This window comes from Streptomyces sp. NPDC006430 (assembly GCF_040612395.1).
In the GTDB taxonomy this organism is placed as follows: domain Bacteria; phylum Actinomycetota; class Actinomycetes; order Streptomycetales; family Streptomycetaceae; genus Streptomyces.
The window spans coordinates 1-24,137 of record NZ_JBEXQA010000057.1 but is presented as its reverse complement, the minus strand read 5'-3'; the positions used below and the strand labels follow the sequence as shown (position 1 = coordinate 24,137).

Sequence of the window (24,137 nt, the reverse complement as noted above, 5' to 3'; positions counted from 1 at the left end):
AAAAGGCAGGGGTATTCTGCGCGCGGCAGCGCGCACCCCTGCCTTTTCCACCCGCCACCACACCCCGCAGCGCGGGCGGTCGTGTGGGCACGGCCGGCGCAGCGCAGCGGAGCCGGTCGGGACCTCACGACCGCCCGCGGCCAAGGGGATGAGCGGCGAAGCCGCTCATCCCCGGGCCGGCGCCGGACCCGCAACGCCCGCCCCCCGCCGGGCTGAAATGCCTTGAGGGGGCCACAGCCGGACAGCTGCGGCCCCCTCAAAGGGCAGGTCGGAGTTTTTGGGGTGCTAGGGCGTGTGTTGAAAGTGGACCAAGCGGTCGTCGACTCAGCGAATCAGGGGCAGCACGTACCCTCAAGGCCCTGATCGTTTGCGCTTGGAGGAGTCGTATGAGCTTGGATCTGATGCCCGTTGACCGCGAGCCGGCCGCCGGGGCTGTCCTGCTGACGGGCATCCCCGGGAGTGGGAAGTCCACGGTGGCAGCTGCGCTGGCCGCCACACTCCGGATGTCGGCCCACATCGAGGTTGACGCACTCCAGGCGATGATCGTCAGTGGTGGGCAGTGGCCCTCACCGGCCGTGAACGCGGAAGCCGACCGGCAGATTTTCCTGCGGGCCCGCAACGCGTGCCTTCTAGCGGACAGCTTCGCGCGGGCCGGTTTCATCCCGGTGCTCGATGATGTCGTAGTCCGCCGTTCCCACCTTGACTTCTACCGCACCACGCTGGCGGCCGTGCCGCTCCACATCGTCATCCTGGCTCCCGGCCCGGCAGAGGCGTGGCGGCGCAACCAGGCTCGGGAGAAGGCCCTGGCCACGGACTGGTCGCCACTGGATGAGGCGATGCGCTCCGAGCTCGCGCAGCAGGGAACCTGGATCGACAATGCTGCGCAGACGGTTGAAGAGACAGTCGAAGCGATCCTGTCCGTGACTGGTCTGGCGTGCATCTCTGAAGTCGATCAGCCTCTGCGATGATCGCCAGATGGCGCATGGAGATCTGACGGATATCCAGTGGGAGCGGCTGGAACCGTTGTTGCCCGGAGGCAAGAAGCCGGGACGTCCGCCGATATGGACCAGGCGGCAGCTGATCGACGGAATACGGTTTCGGACCCGCACCGGCGTCCCGTGGCGTGACGTTCCGGAGCGGTACGGCCCTTGGGGCCGGGTGTACGACTTGTTCCGCCGCTGGCAGCGGGACGGGACATGGCGGAGCATCTTTGCCGAACTGCAGGTCCAGGCGGATGCCGAGGAACTCATCATCTGGGACATCAACGTCGACTCCACCGTATGCCGAGCCCACCAGCACGCCGCCGGGGCGCGGAAAAGGGGGATCTGCAAAAGGAGCCGCCCGGCGGTGTCGGCACCGAGCCGGACGACCACGGCCTTGGACGCTCACGCGGCGGTCTGACGACCAAACTGCATCTGGCCGTCGAGCAGGGCCAGAAGCCGATGTCGATCGTGATCACTGCCGGACAGCGAGCGGACTCTCCACAGTTCGAACCCGTCCTGGAGAAGATCCACGTCGCGCGTCCCGGTCAGGGCAGGCCACGCACCCGTCCGAACCGGGTCCGCGCCGACAAGGCATACGCCTCCCGGAAGAACCGCGCCTACCTGCGCAGGCGCGGCATCCGCTGCACGATCCCAGACAAGGCGGACCAGGCCCGGAACCGCAAGAACCTCGGCTCGCACGGTGGCCGGCCGCCGAAATTCGACAAGACCGACTACCGCGAACGCCACGCGGTTGAGTGCGCCATCAACCGCCTCAAGCGACACCGCGCCGTGGCCACGAGTACGACAAGCTTGCGGTCCGATACGAAGCCACCGTCCTCATCGCGGCCATCAATGAGTGGCTGTGACCAGCACATTCGATACACGCCCTAGGAGGCGTTGTAGAGCTCCTGAGCGGCCTTCAGTGCCGCCCGGCGGACCGCCGGCGGATAGCCGAGGCGCTCAGCCGCCCCTACGACATCGAGACCCGCTTCGGTGCGCATCAGCGCGACGATGCGCACCGCGCGCTCATGCTGCAGATGCCGCTGGGCGGCAGGGGTCGAAATACCGAGGACATCAACGGCGTGCGACGCGGTCACCGCGGGGTTGGCGTCAAGGAGTTCGGCAATGCGGCCGGGCAGCAGGTCCCGGGGGACCATGTCGCCCGATCCCTTCGGCCGGCCGCTGGGAGCGCTCATGGCGCCGCGGCCGGCCGCGTACGCGAGCACCGCAGCGCGCGGCCAGTGCTCGACCCCGCCCACGACGACGACATGGTCGGCAAGGCCAGGGTCGGTCTTGTAGCTGTCCATGCTGCGCGGCTTCACACCGAGCAGGAGCGCCGCCTCACGGCGGTCGAGAAGGTCCTCTTCACGGTCGACCGCCGGGATGACCGGTCGCGGCCGGCCGTCGCGGTGAGCCTCCACCTGCTCCAAGTCCCACAGGAGGACAAGTGCGCCTTCGGAGCTGACCGGCGGCGGGAAACCGGCAGCTGTATGCGGCTTCGAACGGTCGAAGGTGGACCACTTCAGCCCGAGGACGTCGGCAAGCTCACGACGCCCCACCGCAGTTCGTCCAGCACGGATCACGACTTCCGACCTCCCGATAGGCGAGACGTGCAGGGCACGCCAATGCACTCGGATCCGCCAAGGCGCTGATCACGCATGCATGAAAAAGGTACCGCATCCGAGCGGCATGGTGTGCCCATGGATTGCCCGAGCGCTATGCTCGGCTCTGAGACGCATGTGGGTTTCTCCCAAGGTGTGTTCTTCGGTAGGCCGGCGCCCTTGCCACCCGCCCTCGGCGGAAGTGGGCGCCGGCCACATCTCTTTCACCCACGCCCCACCCCCATCCCTCCCCTCCGACCTGCCCTCCTCCCCCTCTCTTTCCACCCCAGCACACCACCCCTCGCAAGCCACATGCCCAGCCCACTCGCCAACCTCTACAGCCACCCCATCAACCCCCAAGCCCACCCCAGCCACCCGGAACAGACTCCACCCCACCAAACCCGAACCCATCCCTCCCCCTATAACTAAGTCTGACCAGTCACCAGCACTGAGACCCGCACTGACCAGCAAAAATGCAAGACCCCCGTTGCACCGGTTTCCCCCTCAGACTCCCCCTCAGATTCCCCCGTCATACACCCCCCTCAGATTCCCCCTCACTATCCCCCTCAGTCGCCCGGCTCTTCTCTCCGCGCGCGTGGCCATCAAGCGGGACAGTCAGACCCCGAAAGCCACGTACGTGCCGAGGGTGAGGCCGGAGAAGGTGATGAGCTGGCGGGGTTTGAGGCAGCTGAAGGCGGCGTGCATGGCGATGCCGGCGACGACCGCGTACGGCATCGTCTGCTCGATGAGCAGCGCGGGCGGGAGTGCGATCTCCGCCGTGATGACGGCGACGGCGGCCGCGTGCCAGAGGCGGATGTCGCGGGCGGTGAGGTTGCCTGCGTGGCGGCGGACGAGGCCGGGGACGGCGTGCTGGCCCCTGTAGGGCAGCCGGTCCCTTACCTGGGCGTAGGTGTGAATCCACTGGGCGAGGTAGAGACCGCTTCGGAACTGGGGCGAGCGGAGTTTCTGCCAGGCGGAGTTCCAGTAGATGTCTGTGGTGATCAGCACGAGCAGGCACAGGGCCCACGTGTTCGCGGTGCTCGGGGTGTGCTCGATGGTCAGGCTGTGGCCGAGGTTGCCGCCGACGGCGAGGCATGCGCCGGTCAGCAGGGTGTAGCGGACGGCGTTGGGGCTGCGGAGGTAGAGCAGTTCCATGGCGGCGCCGGCCAGGACGGCCAGCAGCGCGAGACGGGGGGCGTACCCGGCGGCCAGGGTGAGGGCGGCGAGCGTGCGCAGGATCAGCGCGGGCCGGTACACGCTCGCGAGGAGCCCGGCCCGTCGGGGTCCGAAGCGCTGTTCGGCGAGGTGGAGGCTGAGTGAGCCGGGGGTGAGGCGGTCCCAGCCGCCTTGGCCGAGGGCGAGCGTGAACCGGGCGGTGAGCACGGTGGCGAAGATGATCCGGAACAGCTGGAGCCTGCCTGGGTCGGTGGGGCGGGTGAAGCCGGAGAGGAGCGCGTCAAAGAACCACACGGCCAGCCACCACCTTTACGGGCTGCTCGCCGCGGGCGGACAAGACGCGTCCGGTGCCGTCGATGCGTTCGTAGCGGCCGCTCGCGGTGAGGTGGTTGAGGATCGCCTGGAGTTGGGGCGGCCCCAGGATGAAGGAGCCGGGTGAGAGGTGGTCGTAGACGTTGACCGCCTCGGTGGCGCCGTTCTTGGTGGTGCCGGTGAGCTCGATGATCGTGAAGGTGGCGCGGCAGAACATTTTCCAGCGCAGCCAGCGGCCGGGCTGGGGGGTGAAGCCGGTGATCATCCAGGCTACGAGGGCAAGGGTGGTGGCGATCTGGACGGCGGGCAGCACGGATTCACGCATGGGTCAGGGACCTCCGTATCGGGAGGGTGAGGGTGAGGAGCGGCGGGCCCCGGGGTGCGGGGCGCCGCGGGGGTCACTACTCGGGCTTGGGGGGCCGCTGCATCAGCGCGGCCGCAGCCTGATCAAGGGTGACCTTCTCGTGCAGAAGGGCGGAGATGACGTCCGTGATCGGCATCTCGATGTCGTGGGTGTCGGCCAGGGCGAGGATCGCCTGGGCGCTCTTGACGCCTTCGGTGGTCTGGCGGGTGGCGGCGGTGGCTTCGGCCATCGTCATGCCCTGGCCGAGGTGGTGGCCGAAGGTGCGGTTGCGGGAGAGCGGGGAGGAGCAGGTGGCCACCAGGTCTCCGAGTCCGGCGAGTCCGGCGAGTCCGGCGAGGGTGGAGGGGTGGGCGCCCATGGCTGTGGCAAGGCGGGTGGTTTCGGCGAGGCCGCGGGTGATGAGCATGGCCTGCGCGTTGTGGCCCAGCCCCATGCCGGAGGCGATGCCGACGGCGAGGGCGATGACGTTCTTCACCGCGCCGCCCAGTTCGCAGCCGATGACGTCGGCGGAGGTGTAGGGGCGGAAGTATGGGGTGTGGCAGGCCCGCTGGACGCGGTGGGCGGCGGCTTCGTCGGGGCAGGCGATGGTGGCGGCGGCGGGCTGGCCGTCCATGATCTCGCGGGCCAGGTTCGGGCCGGACAGCACCGCGACCCGCTCGGCGGCGATGCCGGTCACTTCGGTGATGACCTGGCTGGCCCGCAGGCCGGAGCCGATCTCGATGCCCTTCATCAGCGACACGATCACTGTGTCCGGACCGATGTGTGGGGCCCAGGCCGCCAGGCTCGTGCGCAGGGACTGCGCGGGGATGGACAGTACGAGGAAGTCGGCGCCGTCCAGCGCGGTGGCCGGATCGGTGGTGGCGGTCACCGTGTGCGGGAGCTCGACGTCGGGGAAGTAGCCGGGGTTGTGGTGCGTCGTGTTGATCGCGTCGGCGATCTCTGCTCGCCGGGCGTGCATGAGGACGCGGGTGCCCGCGTCGGCCATGATCTTGCCTACGGCGGTGCCCCAGGAACCGGCCGAGAACACCGCCGCGCGGACATGGTTCTGGTTCACTGCGGGGTCCTCTCGGCGGGCACGGGCCTGTCGCCGCTCCGGCGGCCGCCCTCGCGCATCCTATCGGCCGCTTCCGGTACGGCAGGGGTGTCCGGGAGGCGACGCAGCGTCAGCAGGACAGCCCGCCGGCCGCCCAGAGTGGGGAGCACCTGCCGCGCCTCGCGGAGCATGTTCTCGGCGGCCGTCTCGCCCAGCTCGCGGCGCAGCTGATCGGCGTGGGCGATCCACAGGCGGTAGAGCCGCCCCCACATCTCAGGTTCACGGGGCCGCTCATCCACGTACTCCTGCGTCAGCCCGGCGACAGTGCTCGTGGTGCCACCCTGGGTCGGCGCCGCGCCGTAGTGCACGGGTGACGACCAGCGCGCCGCCCGGGGTCAGGAGGCGACCGAGCTCGCGCAGCGCCGCCCCGCGGTCGCCGGCGCGCCCGAGGGCGTCCACGCAGACGATGCCGTGGGCGCAGCCATCCGGCAGGCCGGTGTCCTCCAGTTCGGCGACGTGAAAGACGGCGCGGCGGGCGTGCGGGCCGAGGAAGTGGGCGCGGCGGGCGGTTGCCTGGGCGGCGGCGACGGGCGAGAGGTCGAAGCCATGCAGACGGACGGTGAGGGCGCGGGCCAGCCACAGGCCGATGCCGCCGGCGCCGCATCCGGCGTCCACAAGCAGTTGGCCGGGACGCATCCGCAGCCGGGCGGCCATCAGCCCGAGCAGGGACCAGTCGCAGGAGCTGGATGCGGCGACCTCGGCGGGGTAGTCCTCGCCCATCGCCTCGGCGTACAGGCGGGCCACTACGTCGGTGCGGGCGCGGGCGGCGTGGAAGGCGTCGTACTCGGCCGACCTCGCGGGGGCAGGGGTGTTCATCGGGGCATCGACCTTCTGATCCGAGAGCGGGTGCCGGGGCACAGGACCTGCACGGCATGGACCGGGCAGTGCGGGCCGGACAGGTCCAGGGCGACGGGCTGGTGTCCGGTGACGGACTCGAAGCGCCGGGCCACAGCGCGGACCTGATCGGCGAAGCCGCCGCCGGGCGGCCTGAAGCGGGCCACAACCTCCGGCCACGGCTCAAGCCGGGCGGCGGGCTTCGGTTGCGGGAAGGAGGGGGTGTCGAAGACGGGCGGGGCTGTGGGGAGGTCGTCGCGAGTTCCGGCAATGGCGGCGAGCCTGGACTGCGCGGCCTCGGTCACGGCCCGCGTCAAGGCGATGCCCGGGACGCTGTGGCACCCGCCGCCGGCGAAGACGACCGGGTAGTCCTCCGACCACAGGTAGGCCAAGGCGACCGGCAGCCCGTACGGGCCGTCGACCAGCGACACCTCCAGCGCCATGCCCGCGGCACGGAGCCGGTCGATCACCTCCCGGCCGTGCGGGTCGTCGACCGTGCGCGGGTCGATCAGCGTGCGTAGCCGTCCGTGCTCCTGCCCGTCCCGGTAGAGCACGTCGCGCTCGGCCACCTCGAACAGGGCGTGCAGCAGCGCCTCGTCACGGGTGTTGCCGCACGCGAGTCCGGTACTGGTCGCGCGCCACACGTCCGGGGTCCACGCAGGACGCTGGCCACGGCGCCGGACCAAGTCGAGCGGCAGCAGCGTCTTCTCCCCGCTCACCAGCGTGGTGCCAGCCGTCCACTCGCACACCACCTGGGCCAGGGCGTCCGCAGGAAAGGAGGCGGTCAGCGGCAGCGCAGTCACCGGACAATGGGGGGCGACCTCGGCGGCCGGCCCCACCGCGGCGGCGGGCAGCGGCTGCTCGGCGTGCCACAGTTCGATCGCCTCCATCACCGCGGACAGCTTCGCCAGCAGAGGTGTGGCGCCCTTGCCCTGCGACGTGCTCAGGGTCTTCGAGGCGGGCCGGATCGCCGTCCACACCGGCAGCCCGATCACGTCCAGGCCGGTCAGGTCCGCGACCCGGGTGATGCCGAACCCCGGCAGGTGGTCAGCCACCGCCGCCCAGGTCTGCTCCGCCGTCCGCGCCCGCACGGTGCCCGCCAGCGCCACCGGCTCCTCAACGCCCGGCATGGGCCGCCTCCGTCCTCTTCGACTCCTCCAGGAATCCGGGCACGAGCCGCTTGGCCGCCTCCACCGCGCCGGCCGCCCGGACCAGTCCGCGGGCAGAGGCCTGCGCATCGAGCTCGTGATCGGCGCAGCCCCACACCCGCAGCAGCAGGTCTTGGGCCAGGTCGTCGCGAACCGCGTCCGCGCAGAACCCTGGGCGGTTGCGGCGGGCACCCGCGAGAACCTCGGCGTAATGGGCGACGGCGCGCCGGTCTTCTGCGCTCTCGCCCGCCAGCAGCAGAGTCACCGTCTGCGCATCCCGCAGGTCGAGCACCGGGTGGAACACCCGGTCGGCGCTCAGGTGACCGCCCGTCGCGCGGGCCAGGCGTACGGCGAGCGGCATCCCCGGTTCTCCGTCGGCGGGATGCCGGGAAAGGTGTTCGAGGTAGGCGGCCCACCGCATATGGAAGGCGGGGTCGAAGACCTGCTGGTAGACCACGCGGTCCTCGGTGGACAGCTCCACGCCGTCCACGCGTTCACGCACGGCGGCATTCGACCAGCGTCGGAAGTACGTCGTCTCCCCCACCGGCAGCCCGGTGGCCGCCCGCGCCGCAGCAGTCCCGGCGAGCGCGGCGCGTACCGCGGCGAGCGCGTCGGCCCGCTTGAGGTCGCCGAAGTGCGGGTCCTGCTCGCGCTGCCGGGTCAGCCACCAGGCGAACTCCTCCTCGCCCTCGCGACGGCACACGGCGCGCACGGCGGCCCCGGTGCGCTGCGGGTAGTAGACCGAGCGCAGCGCCGCCAGTAGCCCGGCGGCCCGTACGCCGTCGAGGACCCCGGCGTCGACCGCCATGGCCAGGACATGGCGGAGGTTGACCAGCGGCCAGGTCAGCGCAGCGAACGCGCCGTCGGGGGCCTGCCCGGCCGCGACCTCGTCGTCTCCGTCGATGTCGCCGCGGACGTAGGCGGTGTAGATGCTGCCGACGCCGACCATGCCGTACGGGCCCAGCTCGGCCGCCCGCAGCGCGCCGATGCTCGCCGCCCCCAGCACCGTGACGCCCCGGCCCATCGCGGGGATTTCCTTGTGCCGGAGCGCGGGTGCCTGGTGGTACAGCCCGTCGATGAGTACGACAGTGTCGCCGGCGCCGATTGCGGTGTCGAACAGGTCGCCATGCCGTGCCGGGGGCAGCACCCGCAGGCCGGGCGCTGCAAGTGCGGGCTCGGACGCCGAGAGCGTCGGCCCGGTGTAGAGGTGAATCACTGCGCCTCCGCGGTGAAGTGCCAAGGGCGCCCCTCCCTGGGCCCACGAGGGCATACGGAACGGGAGGGGCGCCCGTGTCAGGGGGCTACGGGCGGGCGGGGATTACTCCTCGTCCTCCACGTCGACGGCGACCACGATGGGCTGGGTGATGGTCTCGGTGCCCTCCACCGATGCCGAGGTGCTGGCGGCGGCGATACCAGACTTGGACTGCTCCATGATTCTTCTCCTCTTGCCGAATCCGACGGTGCGGGCCGGCTGCCCGTACCGGTGGTGATGCGGGCCCGGTGCGTTGCTCGCCCGGCCGGACCTGCCTGCCCGCCCTGGTCGGGACGGGAAGTCTGAGACTCAGTCGCGGTGCGACGGTCTGCTCTGCGCCGCGGGGTCGGCGACAGTACGGGGGGCCTACAAGGGGGTGCAGCCGCCGCACCGGTACGCAGCCGACGATGTCATCGGTATGCGCGGTGACACGGCGTGTCCGGCGACCGGCGTCGTTGGGGCCCGGACGCACTGCATCCGGGGCTTGCCCCGGCGCCTGATCACAGGGGCGCTTTCTGGATGTCCCGTATCAGGGCCTGTCGCTCGCGGCCGGAGGGAAGCCGTACCCACACATAAGCCTGGTCGGCATCGATTCCGTCCCACCCCGATCCCACCTGTACCACGCGGCCGGTGATCGGCTCCGGCATCTCGCGCCCGCGGTTCTGCGGGGCCACGTACGAGGTGCCGGTGACCAGATCGCCGACCCGGTACGGCGCAGTGCGACGCGGTGCGGCCATGGTGGTCACCGCCCCTCCTGTGGCCTGCCGGCCGCGTCGGGCCGGATGTCGTCGTGCGCCGGCACACTGGCCAGGAAGCGGGCCATGCCTTCCTGGGCGCGGGCCTGGAGTTCCCGGCTGGGCCCGGCTGGCGGGGGCGGGAGCGGGGGGTGTCCGGTGTCATGCGCGCGGCTCACCCGGTCACCTCCCTGCCAAGGCTCTCGGTGGCGGGGGTGAGACTGGCCCGGTGGGCGGTCCAGTCAGTGCCGCCGCCTTCGGGCCTCAGGTGGTAGACGCGGGTGCCGGTGTCCTCCGGGAGGGACACCACCACGCCGGTGCGGCAGCGGGTGGTGTCGGTGGCGAGGTCGCCGCGCTGGGGCCGCCAGTCGCCCGCCGCGCGTAAGGAGCGGCGGGGTGCGGCCTGGTCGATGGTCGGTCGCTCAGGCATGGGCAGACCGTAAGGGCCCGTATACGGGCCGATATGAATCCGGCGTATACCTACAGGTCATCCAGCGAAAATCGCTCCGACATGCCCCGCAGCTTCTGACGGGTCAGCTGCCGCTCGGCGTATACGAGCTGCCGGAGGGTGGCACGGGCGATGGGGTGGTTGCGCACCAGTTGGGGGGCCAGGGCTTCCGCCGTCTCCAGTTCTGTCAGAGCCTTGGAACGGTTGCCGTCCCACAGCCATGCGCGGGCGAGGTCCATGTGGTGGTGGCCCTGCCTGGACTTCGGCAGAGCGGCGATGTGGCCCGGATCGGCGTCCCGGTTCAGGCGCAGGGCCTCGCGCTGGTTGGACATCTCCAGTGCCACGTTGATCTCGTGGATCTGCACGTTGCCCATGGAGAACGTGAGCGAGTGCCGGTCAAAGGGGGTGGGGCCCACATGGGCATCGACCCGGTCGGCGGCTTCGACAGCGTGCCGCATCCGTGCCCGGGTCTCATCGGCGTTCCCGTCCCGCGCGGCGGACACCGCCGACCGCAGCTGCAGCGAACCCCACACCCGCAGGGCCAGCGGGTCACCGCCGTCGTACAGCTCCTGGACACCTGCCAGTGCCTTGTCCGCCAGAGCGAGGGCGTCGCCGTAGTCGGCGGTGGCCCACATGTCCCACACCCGCATCCAGTCGGCCACGGCCGGCAGGAGCGGGTCCCCGGAGCGTTGCGCGGCCCATACGGCCCGCTCGCAAGCCAAGGCCACCAACTCGGGCTGGCCAAGGGCGTGCGCGGCGGTGTGAGTGAACTTGCAGGCGACCGCGTACACCGCGAACGCTTCCTCGCGCTCCCGGCCAGCGGTGACCTCTGCTAGCGCTCGGGACTCGCGTAGCAGGTCCGGGACCTCTCGCAGGATCGCCGAGTTCGCCGCTGCATCGCGCAGACGGTGCAGGCGACGCATCTCCTGCCACAGGGCGGCTGAGGGGCGCGGGGCGCCGTCGAAGACTGGGGCAAGGTCGTAGCGGCGCAGCTCCCGCATGATGGACGCGGCGGCCGCGTGCCAGCCCACATCAGGCTCGGTCCCCGGTGCAATGCTGTATGGGCGCTGTATGAGCGTGTTCGGGTGGCAGTGCAACGCGGCTGCCAGGGCGTTGATCAAGGTGGCGCGGTCGAGCTCGATTTGGCCTTTCTCGACCCGGGAAACCCAGGCTTGGGTTTTGCCGACCGCGGCCGCCAGATCTGCCTGCGTCTGGCCCACGCTCAAGCGCTGCCGGCGGATCCGCTGCCCGATAGCCTCTTGCTCCTCAAGCATCCGGAACTCCCTTCTCAGGTCGACACCTTGGACGGTACCCCCACTGGCTTTGCACACGAGTAGCGAGAGCAGTTGTTGCTCGGCGGCGAGAGCACCCCACTCCGCGAAGAATCCATGTCGCCGAGTTCCGAGAGCACTCGGGTGCTTGCCACGAAGTCGCGGTTGTGCTGAGCTTGTTTTTTATGGTTTGCGAGCTTTGAGTTGATTACGTTCGGCGATGCTTTCAGGGCGTCTGGTTGATTTGCCCACGTCGTAGCGGGTGGCCGGTCGTTGGTTCTTCGAGCCGAGTGGACGGCCTGGGCCGGGTGTTGAGGGTTTGGGCGCACGGGCCGGGCTGTGGAGGTGGGGGCGGAGGTTCCTGAACCCGCGGCGGACGCGGGCTGGGGTGAGCCGGGCGGGCTCGGCCGGTTTCTCCCAGGGGCGGCGGAGATCGGCGGCGGCCTCGCGGGTGAGCCTCAGCTGGGTATGCGCTGCGATGACGAGCCACGTCCACCGGTCCGCGGCCTCGGGGCTGCGGAGCTTGGGACGGGTCCAGCCGAGCGTCTGCTTTACGAAACGGAAAGTGTGTTCAAGATCGAAGCGCCTCAAGAACGCTTGCCACCGCAGGTCGACTTCTTCGCTGGTCATGCCGGTCTTGGAGGACCACAGCCAGACGGGCAGTGGGTCGCCGCCGCCGGGCAGATGGTCCACCGTCAGGCGGATCAGGGTGCCCTCGATGATGGGGAGTTCGCCGTCGTGGTCGATCCACGCGGATCGGGTGGTGAGCCGGGGGTGGATACGGTCCCAGGCCATCACCTGGACGGTGCCATAGCGGCCGGTGACCTGCACGGTCTCCGCGTCGGGCTCGCCCCACGTGTCCGGTTTGGCGAAGCGGAACTCCTTGCCGTGCTTCGGCGGCCGCCCGCCCTGGGGGTAGGCCAGGGCGTACTCCAGTTGCGTAGGTGTCGGACGGCGCATGACCCGGTCCGAGCGCATCCGTCCGAGCACCTCGATGGGCAGGCCGGTAAGGAGGTAGGCCATGCGCGGGGCGTCGTAGCCGGCGTCGAACACGACCAGGATGTCCGGGTCGCCGTCCTCCCACTGGCCCTGGCCGATCAAGTCGTTCACCACGCGGCGGACCTGCCGGGCGGTGACCTCGGCGACATCGTCGTGGGGGCCGAGACGGATGGCGTCCAGCAGTTGGCACCACGAGGTGCGGCCTGTCTCCAGCGCGGCGACGAACGAGTATGGCCAGCCGGGGATGAACTGGCCACTGGAGCGTCCTGAGCGTCCGTAGACGTGGCAGAACAGGCGGTCCGGGCTGGTCGGCGCGTCCGGACGCAGCCACGGCGAGACATCGACCGCCAGGACCAGGCGCCCGTCGGCGGCCTTCGGCTGCGGCAGCACGGCCAGTGCCTTACGCAGCCTGTCCGCGTCGATGCAGCCCTGGTTGAGCGCGTCGTACAACGCGCCGTGCCCACGCCGGTGCTCGGCCAGCAACGTCAAATCGACCGGCGAGGTCACCGGGCCGTCCTCACAGAGCATCGCGTCGCAGAGCTCGAACAGCGTGTCAGCGCGCCGGGTCAGACATCCGTAGAAGTCCTCCCGAAAGTGGGAGGTGAAGTCGAATGCCTCGTCCCGGCCATCGTGGTGCAACAGACTCATTCCCCACGGCCTTCGCTGGTCAAGTGCCTTCTTGGTCGGAGCACAGGATCATGCGGGGGCCGTGTTTACGTCCCCGGAATCCCCGTACGAGCGATCACGTTCGGGGCATCGTTCGGTCAGACGGGGAGTCAACGAGATCAAGCGATCTCTTCGGGCCCAACGTGGCGAAGGACTGTCTCGTACTCGCCTGCGGCGACGAGCCCGTCGATGACCTTGACCATCGACGGCACACCCGCGTCACGCACGATGAGGCCATCCCAGCACCACCAGTAGTCGCCCTCTGGTTCGCCAGCCTGCCGCTGACGGTCCATGATCCGGTGCACCTCATCGAGAGTGAACACGGTTCCGGACCAGCGATCGCCGTCATCACGGATGACCCACATGTCCACATTGCAGACCTCGTCGAGGTCCTCCCCGGCACCGGGCACGAAGCAGATCTCGTATCCGTCACGTCTGACTCGGTAGAAGGGGCCGTCCCACATGCTCACTCCGTAGCGCTCTGTCTCACGCCGCCTTCATCAACAAGCCGGACGGCCGACCAGTACACCACGCACCCCTTGAGGGCGCAGCAGGTTAAAAAACAAGCTGATGGGCACCATTGTCCTGTCTCGCGTGACGTTGCCGTTGTCTCACTGGATCTTGGTGGATTCGGGTCTGGTCTCGGGTGATGTTGCCGGTGAACGGCAGGCCAGCGATCTGGCGTCTCAGTTGATGTTGCCGGTCGGATCTGTTCGTCTCAGCAGGTCCTGCCAAGTCTCAGTGGGTGTCCTGCCTCCCCACAAGTCGGGGCAGTCTCAGTCTTTTCGGGGCACACGGACTCGGAGGTCAAGCAGCCGATCCCAGCCTTCAACGGGGCTGGGATCGGCTGCTGTAGTCCGAGCCCGGTACCGGTGGCACCACGGCCTGGCCCACGTCCTCGTGCCCAGCACGGGGACGCGGCGACCGGGCGGCGCGATCAGCGATCGTGGAGAAGGGCAACCGCTTCGGCGAAGTCGGCATGCGCGGGTTCGAAGGATCGTGCCGCGACGAGGAACATCGACCGGTCGGTGAGGGCGCGGGCGAGGCGTGCGGGGTTGTCGGGCAGGCGGCGGGCGAGCGTCACACCCTTGTCGAAGTATGGCGCGAACCGCTCCTCGAACAGGTAGGGGTGGTCGCCTTCGCGGACGGCCGCGCGGATGCCGATTCTGCGTTGGACGTCGACCAGCTCGGGCATCCGGTCGGCCTCGCGCAGTCTCGCCGCCTCCGCTTCGAGGCCCGGCAGCATGCCAAGAAAGCCGTCCCGCACGTCGCGCGACCATCCGAGCTCCGTGCCGAACGGCGGCATCGGGGACTCGGGGCTCGCGGCGGGTTCGGCTGCCCGCCCCGACAGGACGAAGAGCGTCCTCCACCACCCGAGGATGCAGCTCCAGTTCTTCGGCTCGCCCGTGTTCGCGAGCTCCTCCAGGACACTCAGGGCCTCTCGTCGGGCGGCCGCAGCACTCGCCCCATCCCCGACGGTCTCCCGCATCCGGGAGAAGTGAACCAACTCCCAGGTGAGTATCGCCAGAGCGGTGCGCTGTTCGGCTGCCCCGCGCCGGGTCTCCTCAAGGAGCTCGCGGAAGACGGTCGATGCGGCGTCGTGCAGCCCGGCGCCCTCCAGGTTCGCTGCCCACCGCACCATGTTCCAGAATGAGTGCTCCGGGATCCCGTTCCGGGCGGCCTCTTTGTCGAGCTCCGCGGCCTCCCTGAAGCGCCCCTCCTCGGCCAGAACGCTAGCCAGGGGCTCGCTTCGGCCGGCCTCGGCCAGCTCCTCACAGATCGCGCGTCCTTCCGCCCTGCGCCCGAGGGCGAACAAGGAAGCCTGGTGGGCGTCCAAGGCCCGGCGCAACCGCTCCGCCCGGTTCGGCGCCCCGACCTCTATCCTGCGAGCGGCCCGGGATGCCTCGGCGGCCAGCGCGACGTCCGCCTGCGGATCCCGGCTCTCGTAGCGCAGGGCGAGCAGGGCGTCGACCAGCTTCGGCACGTACGCCTTCGGACTTACCTCGGCCAGAACCCGGTACGCGCCGACCAGTTCGGCCCGACTCGGCCGGCCGGACCCCAGCAGCAGCACGCGGGCCCGAAGCACCGCGTCGTGATCGATCGTCACCATTCCCCCTGTCTCCGGATGACGCACGAAGGAGATTCTGAGAGACGGGGAACGGACCGGACAAGCCTCGCGAACTGTGCGTTCCGTCCTACGAAAAACGGCGCTGACCTGTCATGATGTACATGCCTTCGTCCTGAATCCACGAGCGGGGAGCCTCACCGAACGCTCCCGCGCCGCACGCAGCACCCCGGCTCGACCCGGCTGCGAGGATGCGCCCTGTGGTGAGCGACGAGGAGGAGCGCCGTTCTGACGCTCGCTTCTGCTCGGGGCGCTGCAAGCAGACCGAGCACCGCTGTCGGTCAGCCCTCTCCGACCGCTGACCGGCAATATCAACTGAGACAACCCTGCGGGAATGGTGCTGAGCGGCAGGATCAAATGAGACCCGGGCGAAGACGCGTCTCACCTGTTCTTTCATCACCGCAGGTAGCAGCCTTGGCCACCGACAAAATCAACTGAGACGGGACAACCATGAACCGCGCGGGCCGCTGGGCCCCGTGGTCACCCCCGATTTGCGGTGGTCGGCTCGTTGAGCTGCAGCCATTCGAGTGCCTCGGAGCGTTCTGAGCGAGGGTCCCCCATGAACCACTCCTCGCGGGGGTCCCACACTTTGTTCGCCGCCGAGTTGAGCATGCTGCGTACGGGCTCAGTGTCGCCGGGGCTGGGCACGGCCAGGGAGCTGATGCCGGTCTGCCAAGTCGTCCCGAGCAGGGCGACGGTGCTGTCGAGGGAGAGCATCGCGAACTCCGGGCGCCCGGCGCGTGAGCCGAGCAGGTGCTCGGGGTATCCGTGCTCGGTCATCCCCAGACGGATCGCGCACGCGGCGCCCATCACGTCCCAGTGGTCAAGCAGACGTACCCGGCGCCAGACGGACTTCCGGTGCCGGGAGGCCGCCCGCTGGCTGTAGCGGTAGGCGGGGAGAGCGAGCAGGAACTCGCGGTCGGCGCCGAACAGACCGACAGAGGTCGCCAGGTCGTACCAGCCCTGGTTGGCGTGCTCGATCAGGTACGGGTCGTCGTAGTCGAAGTAGGCGTCCCGCCGGCCCGTCTCCTTGCCGCAGCTAGCCGCCATACCCACCGCGAATACCGGCAACGGATTCTCCGGAATCCCGCCCTCGATCACTTCCAGGCCCGCCCGCCACAGCGGCCCATAGACCTTCCGCCGCATCTCCTGCCTGCCCAACTACTTACCCCTCCGCCCGAAACATCGGTTGAGGATACGGCTCAGCCGGGTGGGAACCACGGCCTGGACGAAGCCGACGGGAACAGGCACTTGCCGAAGAGCAACACCAGCGCGGCGAGCGTTGCTACTTCTGACCGACACTCTCGCACTGCGAGATCAACAAGTGCTCTCAGAGGGCGTTAAGTCCGTTTCTGGTAGCGGCCTCGTCCGGGCTGGGTGAGGAAGCCTTGGCGGGTGAGGCGTCCGAGACGGCTGCGGGTGATGTTGACGGATGCCTCGTCGGTGGGCATGCCGAGGAGTTCATGCAGCTCACGGGCTCGGAACTCCTGGTCGGGGTGCTGGTTGAAGGTGTTCACGATGGCCTGGTAGGCGGTGTTCGTCTCGGGCGGTGTGGGTTGGCCTCCAGTCGGTGCGAGTTCGGCGATGATCTTCCGGGTGGTGGCCAGGTCCGCGAGTCGCGCTTCGGTCTCGGCCAGGGCAGTGGTCAGGTGCTCGATCTGGTCGCGCAGTTCACCGGCCCGGGCGGTGGTCTCGTCGTGCTGGGCCTGGAGGTCGGCCAGGAGGTCGGTGACGTTCACGCGGCCAGCCCGAGGGTGTCGCGCCAGGCGGGACTCGGTGTGGTGAGTCGGCGGGTCATGTTCGCGATGGAGGCCCAGTAGACGCGCGAGGTGGAGGTGTCGGGGCGGTGGTCGTACTCGCGGGCCAGGCGGCGGTGCAGCATCAACGTGCCGTTGACCTGCTCGACAATCCATCGCTTCGGCTGCGGGATGAAGCCTTTGCCCTGGTCTTTGGGGTTGCGGCGGACGATCTCGACGTCGATGTCCAGCAGGGCCCCGTGGATGATGACCTGGTCTTTGAAGCCCTGGTCCACCAGGGCCTTCTCCAGGCGGTTGCCGCACCGCTCGGCTGCCTGGTCGAGCAGGGCGGTGCCGGCGGTATTGTCGTGGGCGGAGGCGGCCAGCACGACGACGCCGATGACCAGCCCCAGGACGTCCACAGCCAGTCCCCGTTTGCGGCCCGACACCTTCTTGTTGGCGTCCAGTCCCGTCGTGCTCTTCGGAACACCGGCGGCCGCGCGGACGGACTGGGTGTCGATGATCACGAGGGACGGGTCCTCTAATCGGCGGGCTCTCTCGCGCACCTGGCAGCGCAGGAGTTCCTGGATCCGCTGGTCGAGACCGTCCTGGCGCCACAGCCCGAAGTAGTAGAACACCGCTGACCAGACCGGCAGGTCGTGGGGCAGATAGCGCCACTGGCAGCCCGTCCGGTTCTGGTAAAAGATCGCGTTCACGACCTCCCGCAGGTCACAGGCCCCGGGGTCCCCGGTCGCCGACCGCGCCACCCGGTCCTGCTTCCAGGCAGTGATCATCGGCTCGATCAACAGCCACTGCTCGTCCGATAAGTCGCTGGGGTATGGCTCTCGCTCCACACCCTGCATCTCGGCATGGACATGCCCAGCATGTGGTTGGCGTGACGATCAGTACCACGATCGAGCGATCACGAACCCATGAAGATCGGACTTAACGCCCACTCAGGTCGGCCGTGAGACGCCGTACGCTGCGTAGCGAGATCCTCAGCTGCCTTCCTGCGGACTCGTCGGTCATCCCGTCTGCCAGGAGACTCAGTAGGGCTTCCTCCTGGGACGTCAGCCCGTCGCCGACCGGCGAAACTGCGCAGCGTCAGACGGGAAGGGCACCGGCGGGGTGGCCGTGTTCGCGGCCGCATGCGGTCAGGGCAAGCAGGCCATGGCCCCAAACGGGTGTGGCGTCTTCGATCGATCCCGGGTCAACCGACAGCCGGGCGGCACCCACACCCGACGGGCCTGTCACTGACAACCCCCACTGACACCAAACCGGCACATCGCAGCCAGGCTGCGACAAGCCGGGACGTCGCGTAATCGCGCCCCCACCGGGCTAGGAGATCCAGTTCGGCTGGCTGGAACTGCCCCGCGACTCCCGCACCCCGGTGACTCACCGATCCGGTCACCACTCACCGGCCCCTGGTGAGTCACCGATCCGGTCACCACCCGCCCGGCCTCACTCAGCACACCCAACCTTGCTGAACGCGATCGAGTACGACCATGCGCATCGGTGACCCGAGTTCGCCGCGTACGCCCTTCCGTGCGCCCGCCCTCCGGTACGAGGGCTGCGTGCTTTCTGGAGGAGGCTTCGTGCCGATCTTCGAGGCGCTCCCCCGTGCCACTGCCGACCCTCACCCACGAGCAGGGCCGGCCCTTGCGCCGCGGCGTTCTCGAAGCTTCGTCCCCGGGGGGGTGGGGCGCGGTCGGGCGTCCCGCCCTTCGGGCTCTTCGGGGCGGGCGCTACACTCCGCCTGCCCGGGGCCTGCGCAGGTCACAGGTACCGGGGCCATACAAAGTGGGGGGTACATGAAATTGCTGCCGATCGGCAGAAGAGGACGGAGCAGACGGGGGCGGGGTGGCGCGATCGCCGCCTCGGGCGCCCTGATGCTCGCGCTGCTGGCCCCGCTCGCGGGCCCGAGCGCTACCGCGGCAGCGGCGCCGGCAGCAACCGCTGCCGCGACGCCTGCGGTCGTTTCGAAGTCCGGGCCGCAGGCCCCGCCGAAGGCCGACCCCAGGGCCGCGCGGGAGGCGGCGAAGACAGCCGAAGTGCAGGCGCTCCAAGCGACCGGGGTCGCGAGCACCTGCCCGACGGCCCTGGCGCCGCACGTCGTGGTCAGCTGCACGCTCGAGGCGAACAAAATCGCTTCCTTCTCCCTCACCATGCCCCAGCAGAAGGACGTGGTGCTGCTCGAGATCTCCAGTCAGACCGTCGGCAAGCTGATCGGTCCGGGCGGCGCCTCCGTGCCGTGCGAGAGTGTCTACGGCGCCGCCGAAACGTACACACCGCTGCAGTGCCCCATCAGTCAGGCGGGGACGTACACGCTGGAGGTGAAGAGCGGCGACGGAAGCCAGACCGACATCGGGCTGTCGTACGTTCCGCTGCTCTCCACCACCGCCTGCAAGGTGGCGGGCGTCACCGATCTCAGGCTCGGCGCACCCACCGTGTTCCACGGCTCGCTGCCGGCCTTCTCGGCAGGTGACTGCTACACGCTGGACCTTGCCTCGGGGGATGTGCTGCGCAGCCATCTCGTCACGGAGTACCGGTTCCTGAGGCTGGTCTACGACGCCAACGGCAAGCAGGTGTGCACCTCAGGGGGCAGCACCTTCGCGCCCCTCGATTGCAAACTCACCGGCACCGGGCCGTACCGCGCGTCCGTACTGGCCGGGTCCGGTGGCTACGACCTCACCATGGCACGGCTGTCCAGGCCCGAGGGCTGCCCGGTGGTGGAGCCGCAGGCATACGGGGCCTCTCCGGAAGTGAACTCCACGGTGCGCTGCCGCACCCTGCGTGTCGCGCAGGCCGGCCCGTACACCATCGCCCCGGTCTCCGCCGGCGACACATGGCCCGGTGAGCTGTACCTGCCGGACGGAACCCCGGGCTGCTCGTATCGCAGTGGTCCCTGCACCCTGGCGGCCGGCGACCACACATGGGTCGTCAGGGCGGACATCGACGACGCCGGTGCGTTCGGCATGTCCTTCCACTCCACGAGGGAAACCCGGGGCTGCACCCCGAGCAACGACAACGGCCTGGTGGCCGGCCCGTCGACCGGAGCCTTCTCAGGGCCGGGGCAGGAGTTCTGCCTGACCCTGCCGACGTCCTCCGGCAAGGGCCTCTACCTGCTCAACCGCCCGCCCGCCGGCGGTACCGACGTCGTGGCAACGGTCTACGACGCCTCAGGAGTACAGCAGTGCAAGGTCGAGCGGTACGTGAACCCCGTCTGCCGGCTGACCGGAACGGCCCCGTTCCGCGCTGTCCTGGGCGGCGCACCGGCCAAGGCATACGGGCTGGTGGTCCACCGGACCGGTGAAGCCGCAGGATGCGCCCCCTGGCGGCAGACCGGATTCGACAACACTGCGGGCGCGAAGGTCTCGTTGTCCGACACCGTGAGTCAGGCCTGTTTGAGCGTGCCCGCGGATCAGCACTCCACTGTGGAGATGATCGGTCAGGCAGCCCTCTCCACCGGCACGAGAACGGCGCTCTATCTGGCTGACCCTTCCGGTGCTGTGTGTACGTCCGACACCTGCGTTCTGTCTGCCGGTGTGCCGTACACGGCGATGGTGGTCGGGCACTACGCCGATACGTACGAGCTGGCCCGGCGCAACGTCTCGCCGAGTGCGTCATGCGCGGCTCCGGCCTCCACCAAGGTCGGCGGACCGTCCCTCTCCTTCGATCTCACATCTGCCCTGGACGCCCGCTGCATCAGGGTCAGCGCGGCCGCCTCGGACAAGCTTTGGTTCGGTGCGCGCACGCCCGTCGACCGCTACACCCCTGCCGCCACTACGGTGACAGCCGTCGACGCCGTCGGCCGGATCGCCTGCCGACAGGAGCAAGGGCCCTCGTGCCGGGCCTCCGGCTCGACCTCGTACATCGCCGTCGTGACCGTCTCGCGGTACCAGGGCAAGCCCATTCGTGCCAACGTGGACTCCTGGAAGGTCGGCACGGCGGCAGGCTGGGCGCCGGAGTGCACGGCCGACCGCGTGTCGAACGACTCGTCGGTCGTCCGCAGTGGTGTGCTCACCGAGCAGGTCACGGCTCACTGCGCCGTGGTGGCAATGAAGCCCTCCCACTCTTTCGGGGTCAGCCTGACGACAACGGCGAACGACCTGCGCGAGGAAGCCGGATCCATGGACGTGAGCCTGCACAGCGGCCCGGGCTGGACGCAGTCCGCTGCCGAATCCGGATACGGGTGCACCTCGCTCTGCTCGGCTTCCAGCAGTGCCCAAGCCGGCGACGCCGTGCTGCTGCTGAGCGCCGGCAAGGCTGACACACCGGTCGAGTACAGCATGCAAGGAGCCTGCTCCGCCGACTGCAAGATCGCCCCCGACTCCTGGCTGAGTGGGATCAGCCCCTCGTCCGGGCCCGCCGGTACCCACAACCAGGCTGTCGTCCACGGCATCGGGCTGCGTATGAACACCGAAATGAGGCTGATGCCGAGCGACGACCCGTTCGCGCAGGGGACCGTCCTGAAAACACTCTCAGTGAGCCCTGATGGCACGTCGATGAACGTGCTCGTCGACACCAACGGGCTCAAGCCGGGTCTGTACGACGTGGGGCCCTACATCGTGGGTCACCGGATCACCAAGGCGTACACCGTCACCGCCCCCACGCCCGAGCGGGAGGGCAGCCGGTTCGTGCCGACCGGACCGTCGCGGTTCCTGGACACGCGTGACGGCACCGGTGGGATGAAGCAGCACGTCGGTCCGGGCGGGGTCGTCACCCTCCAGGTAGCCGGGATGAAGGGCATTCCCGCCACAGGAGTGACCGCGGTCGTCATGAACGTGACCGCGGTCAACCCGACCGAGGCCGGCCACGTCACGGTGTACCCGAACGGCCAGGCGGCGCCCAACGTGTCGAACCTCAACTTCGCACCCGGACAGATCGTGCCGAACCTGGTGACCGTGCCTGTGGTCAACGGGAAGGTAGACCTGCGCAACAACGCCGGTTCGGTGGACCTGATCGCCGACGTCACCGGCTACTACACCGACCAGGCCGGGGTCGGCTCCGCACTGAACTCGATCACGCCGTCGCGGTTCCTGGACACGCGTGACGGCACCGGTGGGATGAAGCAGCACGTCGGTCCGGGCGGGGTCGTCACCCTCCAGGTAGCCGGGATGAAGGGCATTCCCGCCACAGGAGTGACCGCGGTCGTCATGAACGTGACCGCGGTCAACCCGACCGAGGCCGGCCACGTCACGGTGTACCCGAACGGCCAGGCGGCGCCCAACGTGTCGAACCTCAACTTCGCACCCGGACAGATCGTGCCGAACCTGGTGACCGTGCCTGTGGTCAACGGGAAGGTAGACCTGCGCAACAACGCCGGTTCGGTGGACCTGATCGCCGACGTCACCGGCTACTACGCGGCCACGGGTTCCACCTTCGCAGCGGCGGGCCCGGTCCGTTTGCTCGACACCCGTGACGGCACCGGTGCCCGGACGGGCGCCGTGGGTCCGGGCAGCTTCGTCAGTCTCCGGGTGGCCGGGGTCGCGGGCGTGCCCGCGGAGGGTGTGACAGCCGTCGTCCTGAACGTCACGGTCACCAACCCCACCGAGGCCGGCCACGTGATCGTCCACCCGCACGGGGTCGCGCGTCCCAACGTGTCGAACCTCAACTACACGCCCGGCCTGACCGTCGCCAACCTGGTGGTGGTCCCGGTGGTGGACGGGCGGGTGACGTTCTTCAACAACACGGGCTCCGTCGACGTGATCGCCGACCTGAACGGCTACTTCACGTTCTGAGGCTCCGTCCCTGAACACACCAAGGGGTCCTGTCCGATCGGAAGATCGAGCGGGACCCCTCGGCATTTCCTCTTCGGTGGCAACGTCATCTACGCCGACATCCACACCGGTCAGTGGCACTTCGCCATGGCCAATGCCCAAGGTGGTGGCTGGCCCTTCGACTACACCAGCGTGGCCAATCAGGCGGCCCGATTCGCTCCCGACGCCTGGACCCGCCTGACCGCCGTCTACAACGCCGGCAGCGGCTTGATGAGCCTCTACGTCAACGGCGTCCTCGCCAGCACCGGACATCACGCAGCCGCAACCAGCCCCGCTCCCAGCGGTCCGATCGTCTTCCGGCCGGTACAAGGTGTCCGGAGCGGCCCCAGACGCCTTCAAGAGCGGCCTCAGTAACTTCGCCGCCTACCCCTACGCCGCCGCCCCCACCGCCCCCGCAACCACAGGCCGGATCTCGCTCACCGCAGCCCCGGACCTGTGTGCGGACAACGACTTCGCCAGCACCCAGGACGGCAACAAGATCCAGATCGCGGGCTGCAACGGCACCGCCGCCCAAAACTTCGATGTACAGGCCGACGGATCCCTGCGGATCCAAGGCAAGTGCGTCAATGCGGCCAACGCCGACACCGCCAACCTCACCCTGCTCGAACTGAGTACCTGCAGCGGTGCCCCGGCACAGAAGTTCCTGCCCCGCGCCGACGGCTCGATCTACAACCCGGTCTCCGGCCGCTGCATGGACCTCGGCAACTTCGACACCACCCCGGGCCGACAGCTCTGGCTCTACGACTGCAACCCCTCCAACGCCCAGCGCTGGACCATCATGACCCTGGGCACCGCACCGCTGCCCCTACCCAGCCTCGACGCGACACCCTGACCCACCGACACCACCCGCGCCATCACAGCCACAACATGACGACGGCCGCCCCTCCCACCCGGGAGGGGCGGCCGTCGCCGTTGACGGGCCGGTGCAGTGCGGACCCACTGGTCCTGGCGGCGTACGCGGACTGTGCCGGGCGACTGTGGCCAATCGCGGCGATGTACGCGCACTGTGCAGCCACCACCCCCGACCGTGTGCTGGACACTGCTCCGCCCCCGCCCGCACGACGCGACGCGACGCGACGCAGGCCAGGAACGCCCGGGCAGCCAGGGGCAGAACGGCAGTCCGCAGGCGGCACGGCCCGACCCTGCCCGTCGAGCGGTGCCGAAGCCAGCGTTCATGGAAAGCCAGCATCACGCGGACTGCCCTGCGCGTGATCGTTTATCCCCGGATGCCGAGGGCGGGCGCCGTGGCCGCGTGCACGGGGAAATCCTCAGCCGCGCCACCGGCCCCGACGACCTTCTGGAGCTCCTGCGCCGGGCCGGCCTCGACCCCGACGACGTCCACCTGGACGACGCGCCGCTGATCGAGTGGCGCGGCGGCGGACCGAACGTCTGGGCCCCGGATACCAGCGGGGAGTGATCCGCAGCAGTGCAAACCCTCCGCTGGTGACCTGCGGCGGCCACCGCATCGCACGCGGCGGCGAACGCCTGGCTGCGTCATCCACAGCGACCGCGGGTCGGAAGGTGGATTCAACTGATCGTTGCAACACCTCGTGGTGGAGGTGGAGTGATGGGTGTCGGTCCGCAACAGCGGAGGGTTCGTAAGTACCGGGGCCAG

At 69.3% G+C, this 24,137-nt stretch carries 23 protein-coding genes and 1 pseudogene; 6 read left to right on the top strand and 18 right to left on the bottom strand.

Annotated features, from left to right (window positions below; all coding sequences use genetic code 11):
* Positions 1-386 precede the first annotated feature (386 nt).
* Complete coding sequence (locus ABZZ20_RS35480) at positions 387-968, top strand: AAA family ATPase (protein WP_356876925.1); 582 nt, start codon at positions 387-389, stop codon at positions 966-968.
* Positions 969-975: 7 nt separating this feature from the next.
* A pseudogene (locus ABZZ20_RS35475) lies at positions 976-1,849 on the top strand (IS5 family transposase).
* 21 nt (positions 1,850-1,870) lie between these two features.
* On the opposite strand, the gene ABZZ20_RS35470 reads toward ABZZ20_RS35475, so the two are convergent.
* The 18 genes from ABZZ20_RS35470 to ABZZ20_RS35385 all read right to left on the bottom strand — a co-directional run bounded on the left by ABZZ20_RS35470 (position 1,871) and on the right by ABZZ20_RS35385 (position 17,605).
* On the bottom strand, positions 1,871-2,566 hold the full coding sequence (locus tag ABZZ20_RS35470) for a hypothetical protein (RefSeq protein ID WP_356876923.1): 696 nt from the start codon (positions 2,564-2,566) through the stop codon (positions 1,871-1,873).
* Positions 2,567-3,199: 633 nt separating this feature from the next.
* The gene (locus tag ABZZ20_RS35465; RefSeq protein ID WP_356876921.1) at positions 3,200-4,054 is read right to left on the bottom strand and encodes a hypothetical protein; all 855 of its coding nucleotides are present in this window, start codon (positions 4,052-4,054) and stop codon (positions 3,200-3,202) included.
* Positions 4,041-4,397 (bottom strand): hypothetical protein, encoded by a 357-nt coding sequence (locus ABZZ20_RS35460; protein ID WP_356876919.1) that lies wholly within the window; start codon positions 4,395-4,397, stop codon positions 4,041-4,043. The genes ABZZ20_RS35465 and ABZZ20_RS35460 overlap by 14 nt, the downstream gene beginning before the upstream one ends.
* Before the next feature lie 76 nt (positions 4,398-4,473).
* Positions 4,474-5,490: an NAD(P)H-dependent glycerol-3-phosphate dehydrogenase gene (locus ABZZ20_RS35455; protein ID WP_356876917.1), complete on the bottom strand. Its 1,017-nt coding sequence runs from the start codon at positions 5,488-5,490 to the stop codon at positions 4,474-4,476.
* A complete protein-coding gene (locus tag ABZZ20_RS35450) occupies positions 5,487-5,768 on the bottom strand; it encodes a hypothetical protein (protein ID WP_356876915.1) in 282 nt (93 codons plus the stop codon). The genes ABZZ20_RS35455 and ABZZ20_RS35450 overlap by 4 nt, the downstream gene beginning before the upstream one ends.
* Entirely contained in the window at positions 5,761-6,345 is a 585-nt protein-coding gene (locus tag ABZZ20_RS35445; protein WP_356876914.1) for a class I SAM-dependent methyltransferase, read from the bottom strand. Before ABZZ20_RS35445 ends, ABZZ20_RS35450 begins: the two co-directional genes overlap by 8 nt.
* Entirely contained in the window at positions 6,342-7,493 is a 1,152-nt protein-coding gene (locus ABZZ20_RS35440; RefSeq protein WP_356876912.1) for a YcaO-like family protein, read from the bottom strand. The genes ABZZ20_RS35445 and ABZZ20_RS35440 overlap by 4 nt, the downstream gene beginning before the upstream one ends.
* Positions 7,480-8,727 (bottom strand): TfuA-like protein, encoded by a 1,248-nt coding sequence (locus ABZZ20_RS35435; RefSeq protein ID WP_356876910.1) that lies wholly within the window; start codon positions 8,725-8,727, stop codon positions 7,480-7,482. Before ABZZ20_RS35435 ends, ABZZ20_RS35440 begins: the two co-directional genes overlap by 14 nt.
* A gap of 536 nt (positions 8,728-9,263) precedes the next feature.
* On the bottom strand, positions 9,264-9,509 hold the full coding sequence (locus ABZZ20_RS35430) for a hypothetical protein (protein WP_356876908.1): 246 nt from the start codon (positions 9,507-9,509) through the stop codon (positions 9,264-9,266).
* The gene (locus ABZZ20_RS35425) at positions 9,506-9,676 is read right to left on the bottom strand and encodes a hypothetical protein (RefSeq protein WP_356876906.1); all 171 of its coding nucleotides are present in this window, start codon (positions 9,674-9,676) and stop codon (positions 9,506-9,508) included. The genes ABZZ20_RS35430 and ABZZ20_RS35425 overlap by 4 nt, the downstream gene beginning before the upstream one ends.
* Complete coding sequence (locus ABZZ20_RS35420; protein ID WP_356876904.1) at positions 9,673-9,927, bottom strand: hypothetical protein; 255 nt, start codon at positions 9,925-9,927, stop codon at positions 9,673-9,675. Before ABZZ20_RS35420 ends, ABZZ20_RS35425 begins: the two co-directional genes overlap by 4 nt.
* 50 nt (positions 9,928-9,977) lie before the next feature.
* Positions 9,978-11,219 (bottom strand): helix-turn-helix transcriptional regulator, encoded by a 1,242-nt coding sequence (locus tag ABZZ20_RS35415; protein ID WP_356876903.1) that lies wholly within the window; start codon positions 11,217-11,219, stop codon positions 9,978-9,980.
* 180 nt (positions 11,220-11,399) lie between these two features.
* Entirely contained in the window at positions 11,400-12,863 is a 1,464-nt protein-coding gene (locus ABZZ20_RS35410) for an NF041680 family putative transposase (RefSeq protein WP_356876901.1), read from the bottom strand.
* A gap of 137 nt (positions 12,864-13,000) precedes the next feature.
* Entirely contained in the window at positions 13,001-13,345 is a 345-nt protein-coding gene (locus tag ABZZ20_RS35405; protein ID WP_356876899.1) for a hypothetical protein, read from the bottom strand.
* Between the two features lie 473 nt (positions 13,346-13,818).
* A complete protein-coding gene (locus tag ABZZ20_RS35400; RefSeq protein ID WP_356876897.1) occupies positions 13,819-14,991 on the bottom strand; it encodes a hypothetical protein in 1,173 nt (390 codons plus the stop codon).
* A gap of 495 nt (positions 14,992-15,486) precedes the next feature.
* Positions 15,487-16,167, bottom strand: a complete 681-nt coding sequence (locus tag ABZZ20_RS35395) for a hypothetical protein (protein WP_356876895.1) — start codon at positions 16,165-16,167, stop codon at positions 15,487-15,489.
* A gap of 179 nt (positions 16,168-16,346) precedes the next feature.
* The gene (locus ABZZ20_RS35390; protein ID WP_356876893.1) at positions 16,347-16,745 is read right to left on the bottom strand and encodes a hypothetical protein; all 399 of its coding nucleotides are present in this window, start codon (positions 16,743-16,745) and stop codon (positions 16,347-16,349) included.
* On the bottom strand, positions 16,742-17,605 hold the full coding sequence (locus ABZZ20_RS35385) for an IS5 family transposase (RefSeq protein WP_356876891.1): 864 nt from the start codon (positions 17,603-17,605) through the stop codon (positions 16,742-16,744). The genes ABZZ20_RS35390 and ABZZ20_RS35385 overlap by 4 nt, the downstream gene beginning before the upstream one ends.
* Before the next feature lie 948 nt (positions 17,606-18,553).
* On the opposite strand from ABZZ20_RS35385, the gene ABZZ20_RS35380 reads away from it, so the two are divergent.
* From ABZZ20_RS35380 to ABZZ20_RS35365, 4 genes are all read left to right on the top strand, one after another.
* Entirely contained in the window at positions 18,554-22,483 is a 3,930-nt protein-coding gene (locus ABZZ20_RS35380; RefSeq protein WP_356876889.1) for a hypothetical protein, read from the top strand.
* A 36-nt stretch (positions 22,484-22,519) separates the two neighbouring features.
* Positions 22,520-22,876: a LamG-like jellyroll fold domain-containing protein gene (locus ABZZ20_RS35375; protein ID WP_356876927.1), complete on the top strand. Its 357-nt coding sequence runs from the start codon at positions 22,520-22,522 to the stop codon at positions 22,874-22,876.
* Complete coding sequence (locus ABZZ20_RS35370; protein WP_356876887.1) at positions 22,833-23,354, top strand: RICIN domain-containing protein; 522 nt, start codon at positions 22,833-22,835, stop codon at positions 23,352-23,354. Before ABZZ20_RS35375 ends, ABZZ20_RS35370 begins: the two co-directional genes overlap by 44 nt.
* A 420-nt stretch (positions 23,355-23,774) precedes the next feature.
* Positions 23,775-23,939 (top strand): hypothetical protein, encoded by a 165-nt coding sequence (locus ABZZ20_RS35365; protein WP_356876885.1) that lies wholly within the window; start codon positions 23,775-23,777, stop codon positions 23,937-23,939.
* Positions 23,940-24,137: the final 198 nt, after the last annotated feature.

Excerpts from the sequence above, each read along its gene's own strand:
- ABZZ20_RS35480 (WP_356876925.1), top strand. The coding sequence starts at position 387 with ATGAGCTTGGATCTGATGCCCGTTGACCGCGAGCCGGCCGCCGGGGCT.
- ABZZ20_RS35460 (WP_356876919.1), bottom strand. The coding sequence starts at position 4,397 with ATGCGTGAATCCGTGCTGCCCGCCGTCCAGATCGCCACCACCCTTGCC.
- ABZZ20_RS35445 (WP_356876914.1), bottom strand. The coding sequence starts at position 6,345 with ATGAACACCCCTGCCCCCGCGAGGTCGGCCGAGTACGACGCCTTCCAC.
- ABZZ20_RS35440 (WP_356876912.1), bottom strand. The coding sequence starts at position 7,493 with ATGCCGGGCGTTGAGGAGCCGGTGGCGCTGGCGGGCACCGTGCGGGCG.
- ABZZ20_RS35420 (WP_356876904.1), bottom strand. The coding sequence starts at position 9,927 with ATGCCTGAGCGACCGACCATCGACCAGGCCGCACCCCGCCGCTCCTTA.
- ABZZ20_RS35415 (WP_356876903.1), bottom strand. The coding sequence starts at position 11,219 with ATGCTTGAGGAGCAAGAGGCTATCGGGCAGCGGATCCGCCGGCAGCGC.
- ABZZ20_RS35410 (WP_356876901.1), bottom strand. The coding sequence starts at position 12,863 with ATGAGTCTGTTGCACCACGATGGCCGGGACGAGGCATTCGACTTCACC.
- ABZZ20_RS35405 (WP_356876899.1), bottom strand. The coding sequence starts at position 13,345 with ATGTGGGACGGCCCCTTCTACCGAGTCAGACGTGACGGATACGAGATC.
- ABZZ20_RS35400 (WP_356876897.1), bottom strand. The coding sequence starts at position 14,991 with ATGGTGACGATCGATCACGACGCGGTGCTTCGGGCCCGCGTGCTGCTG.
- ABZZ20_RS35385 (WP_356876891.1), bottom strand. The coding sequence starts at position 17,605 with ATGCAGGGTGTGGAGCGAGAGCCATACCCCAGCGACTTATCGGACGAG.
- ABZZ20_RS35380 (WP_356876889.1), top strand. The coding sequence starts at position 18,554 with ATGAAATTGCTGCCGATCGGCAGAAGAGGACGGAGCAGACGGGGGCGG.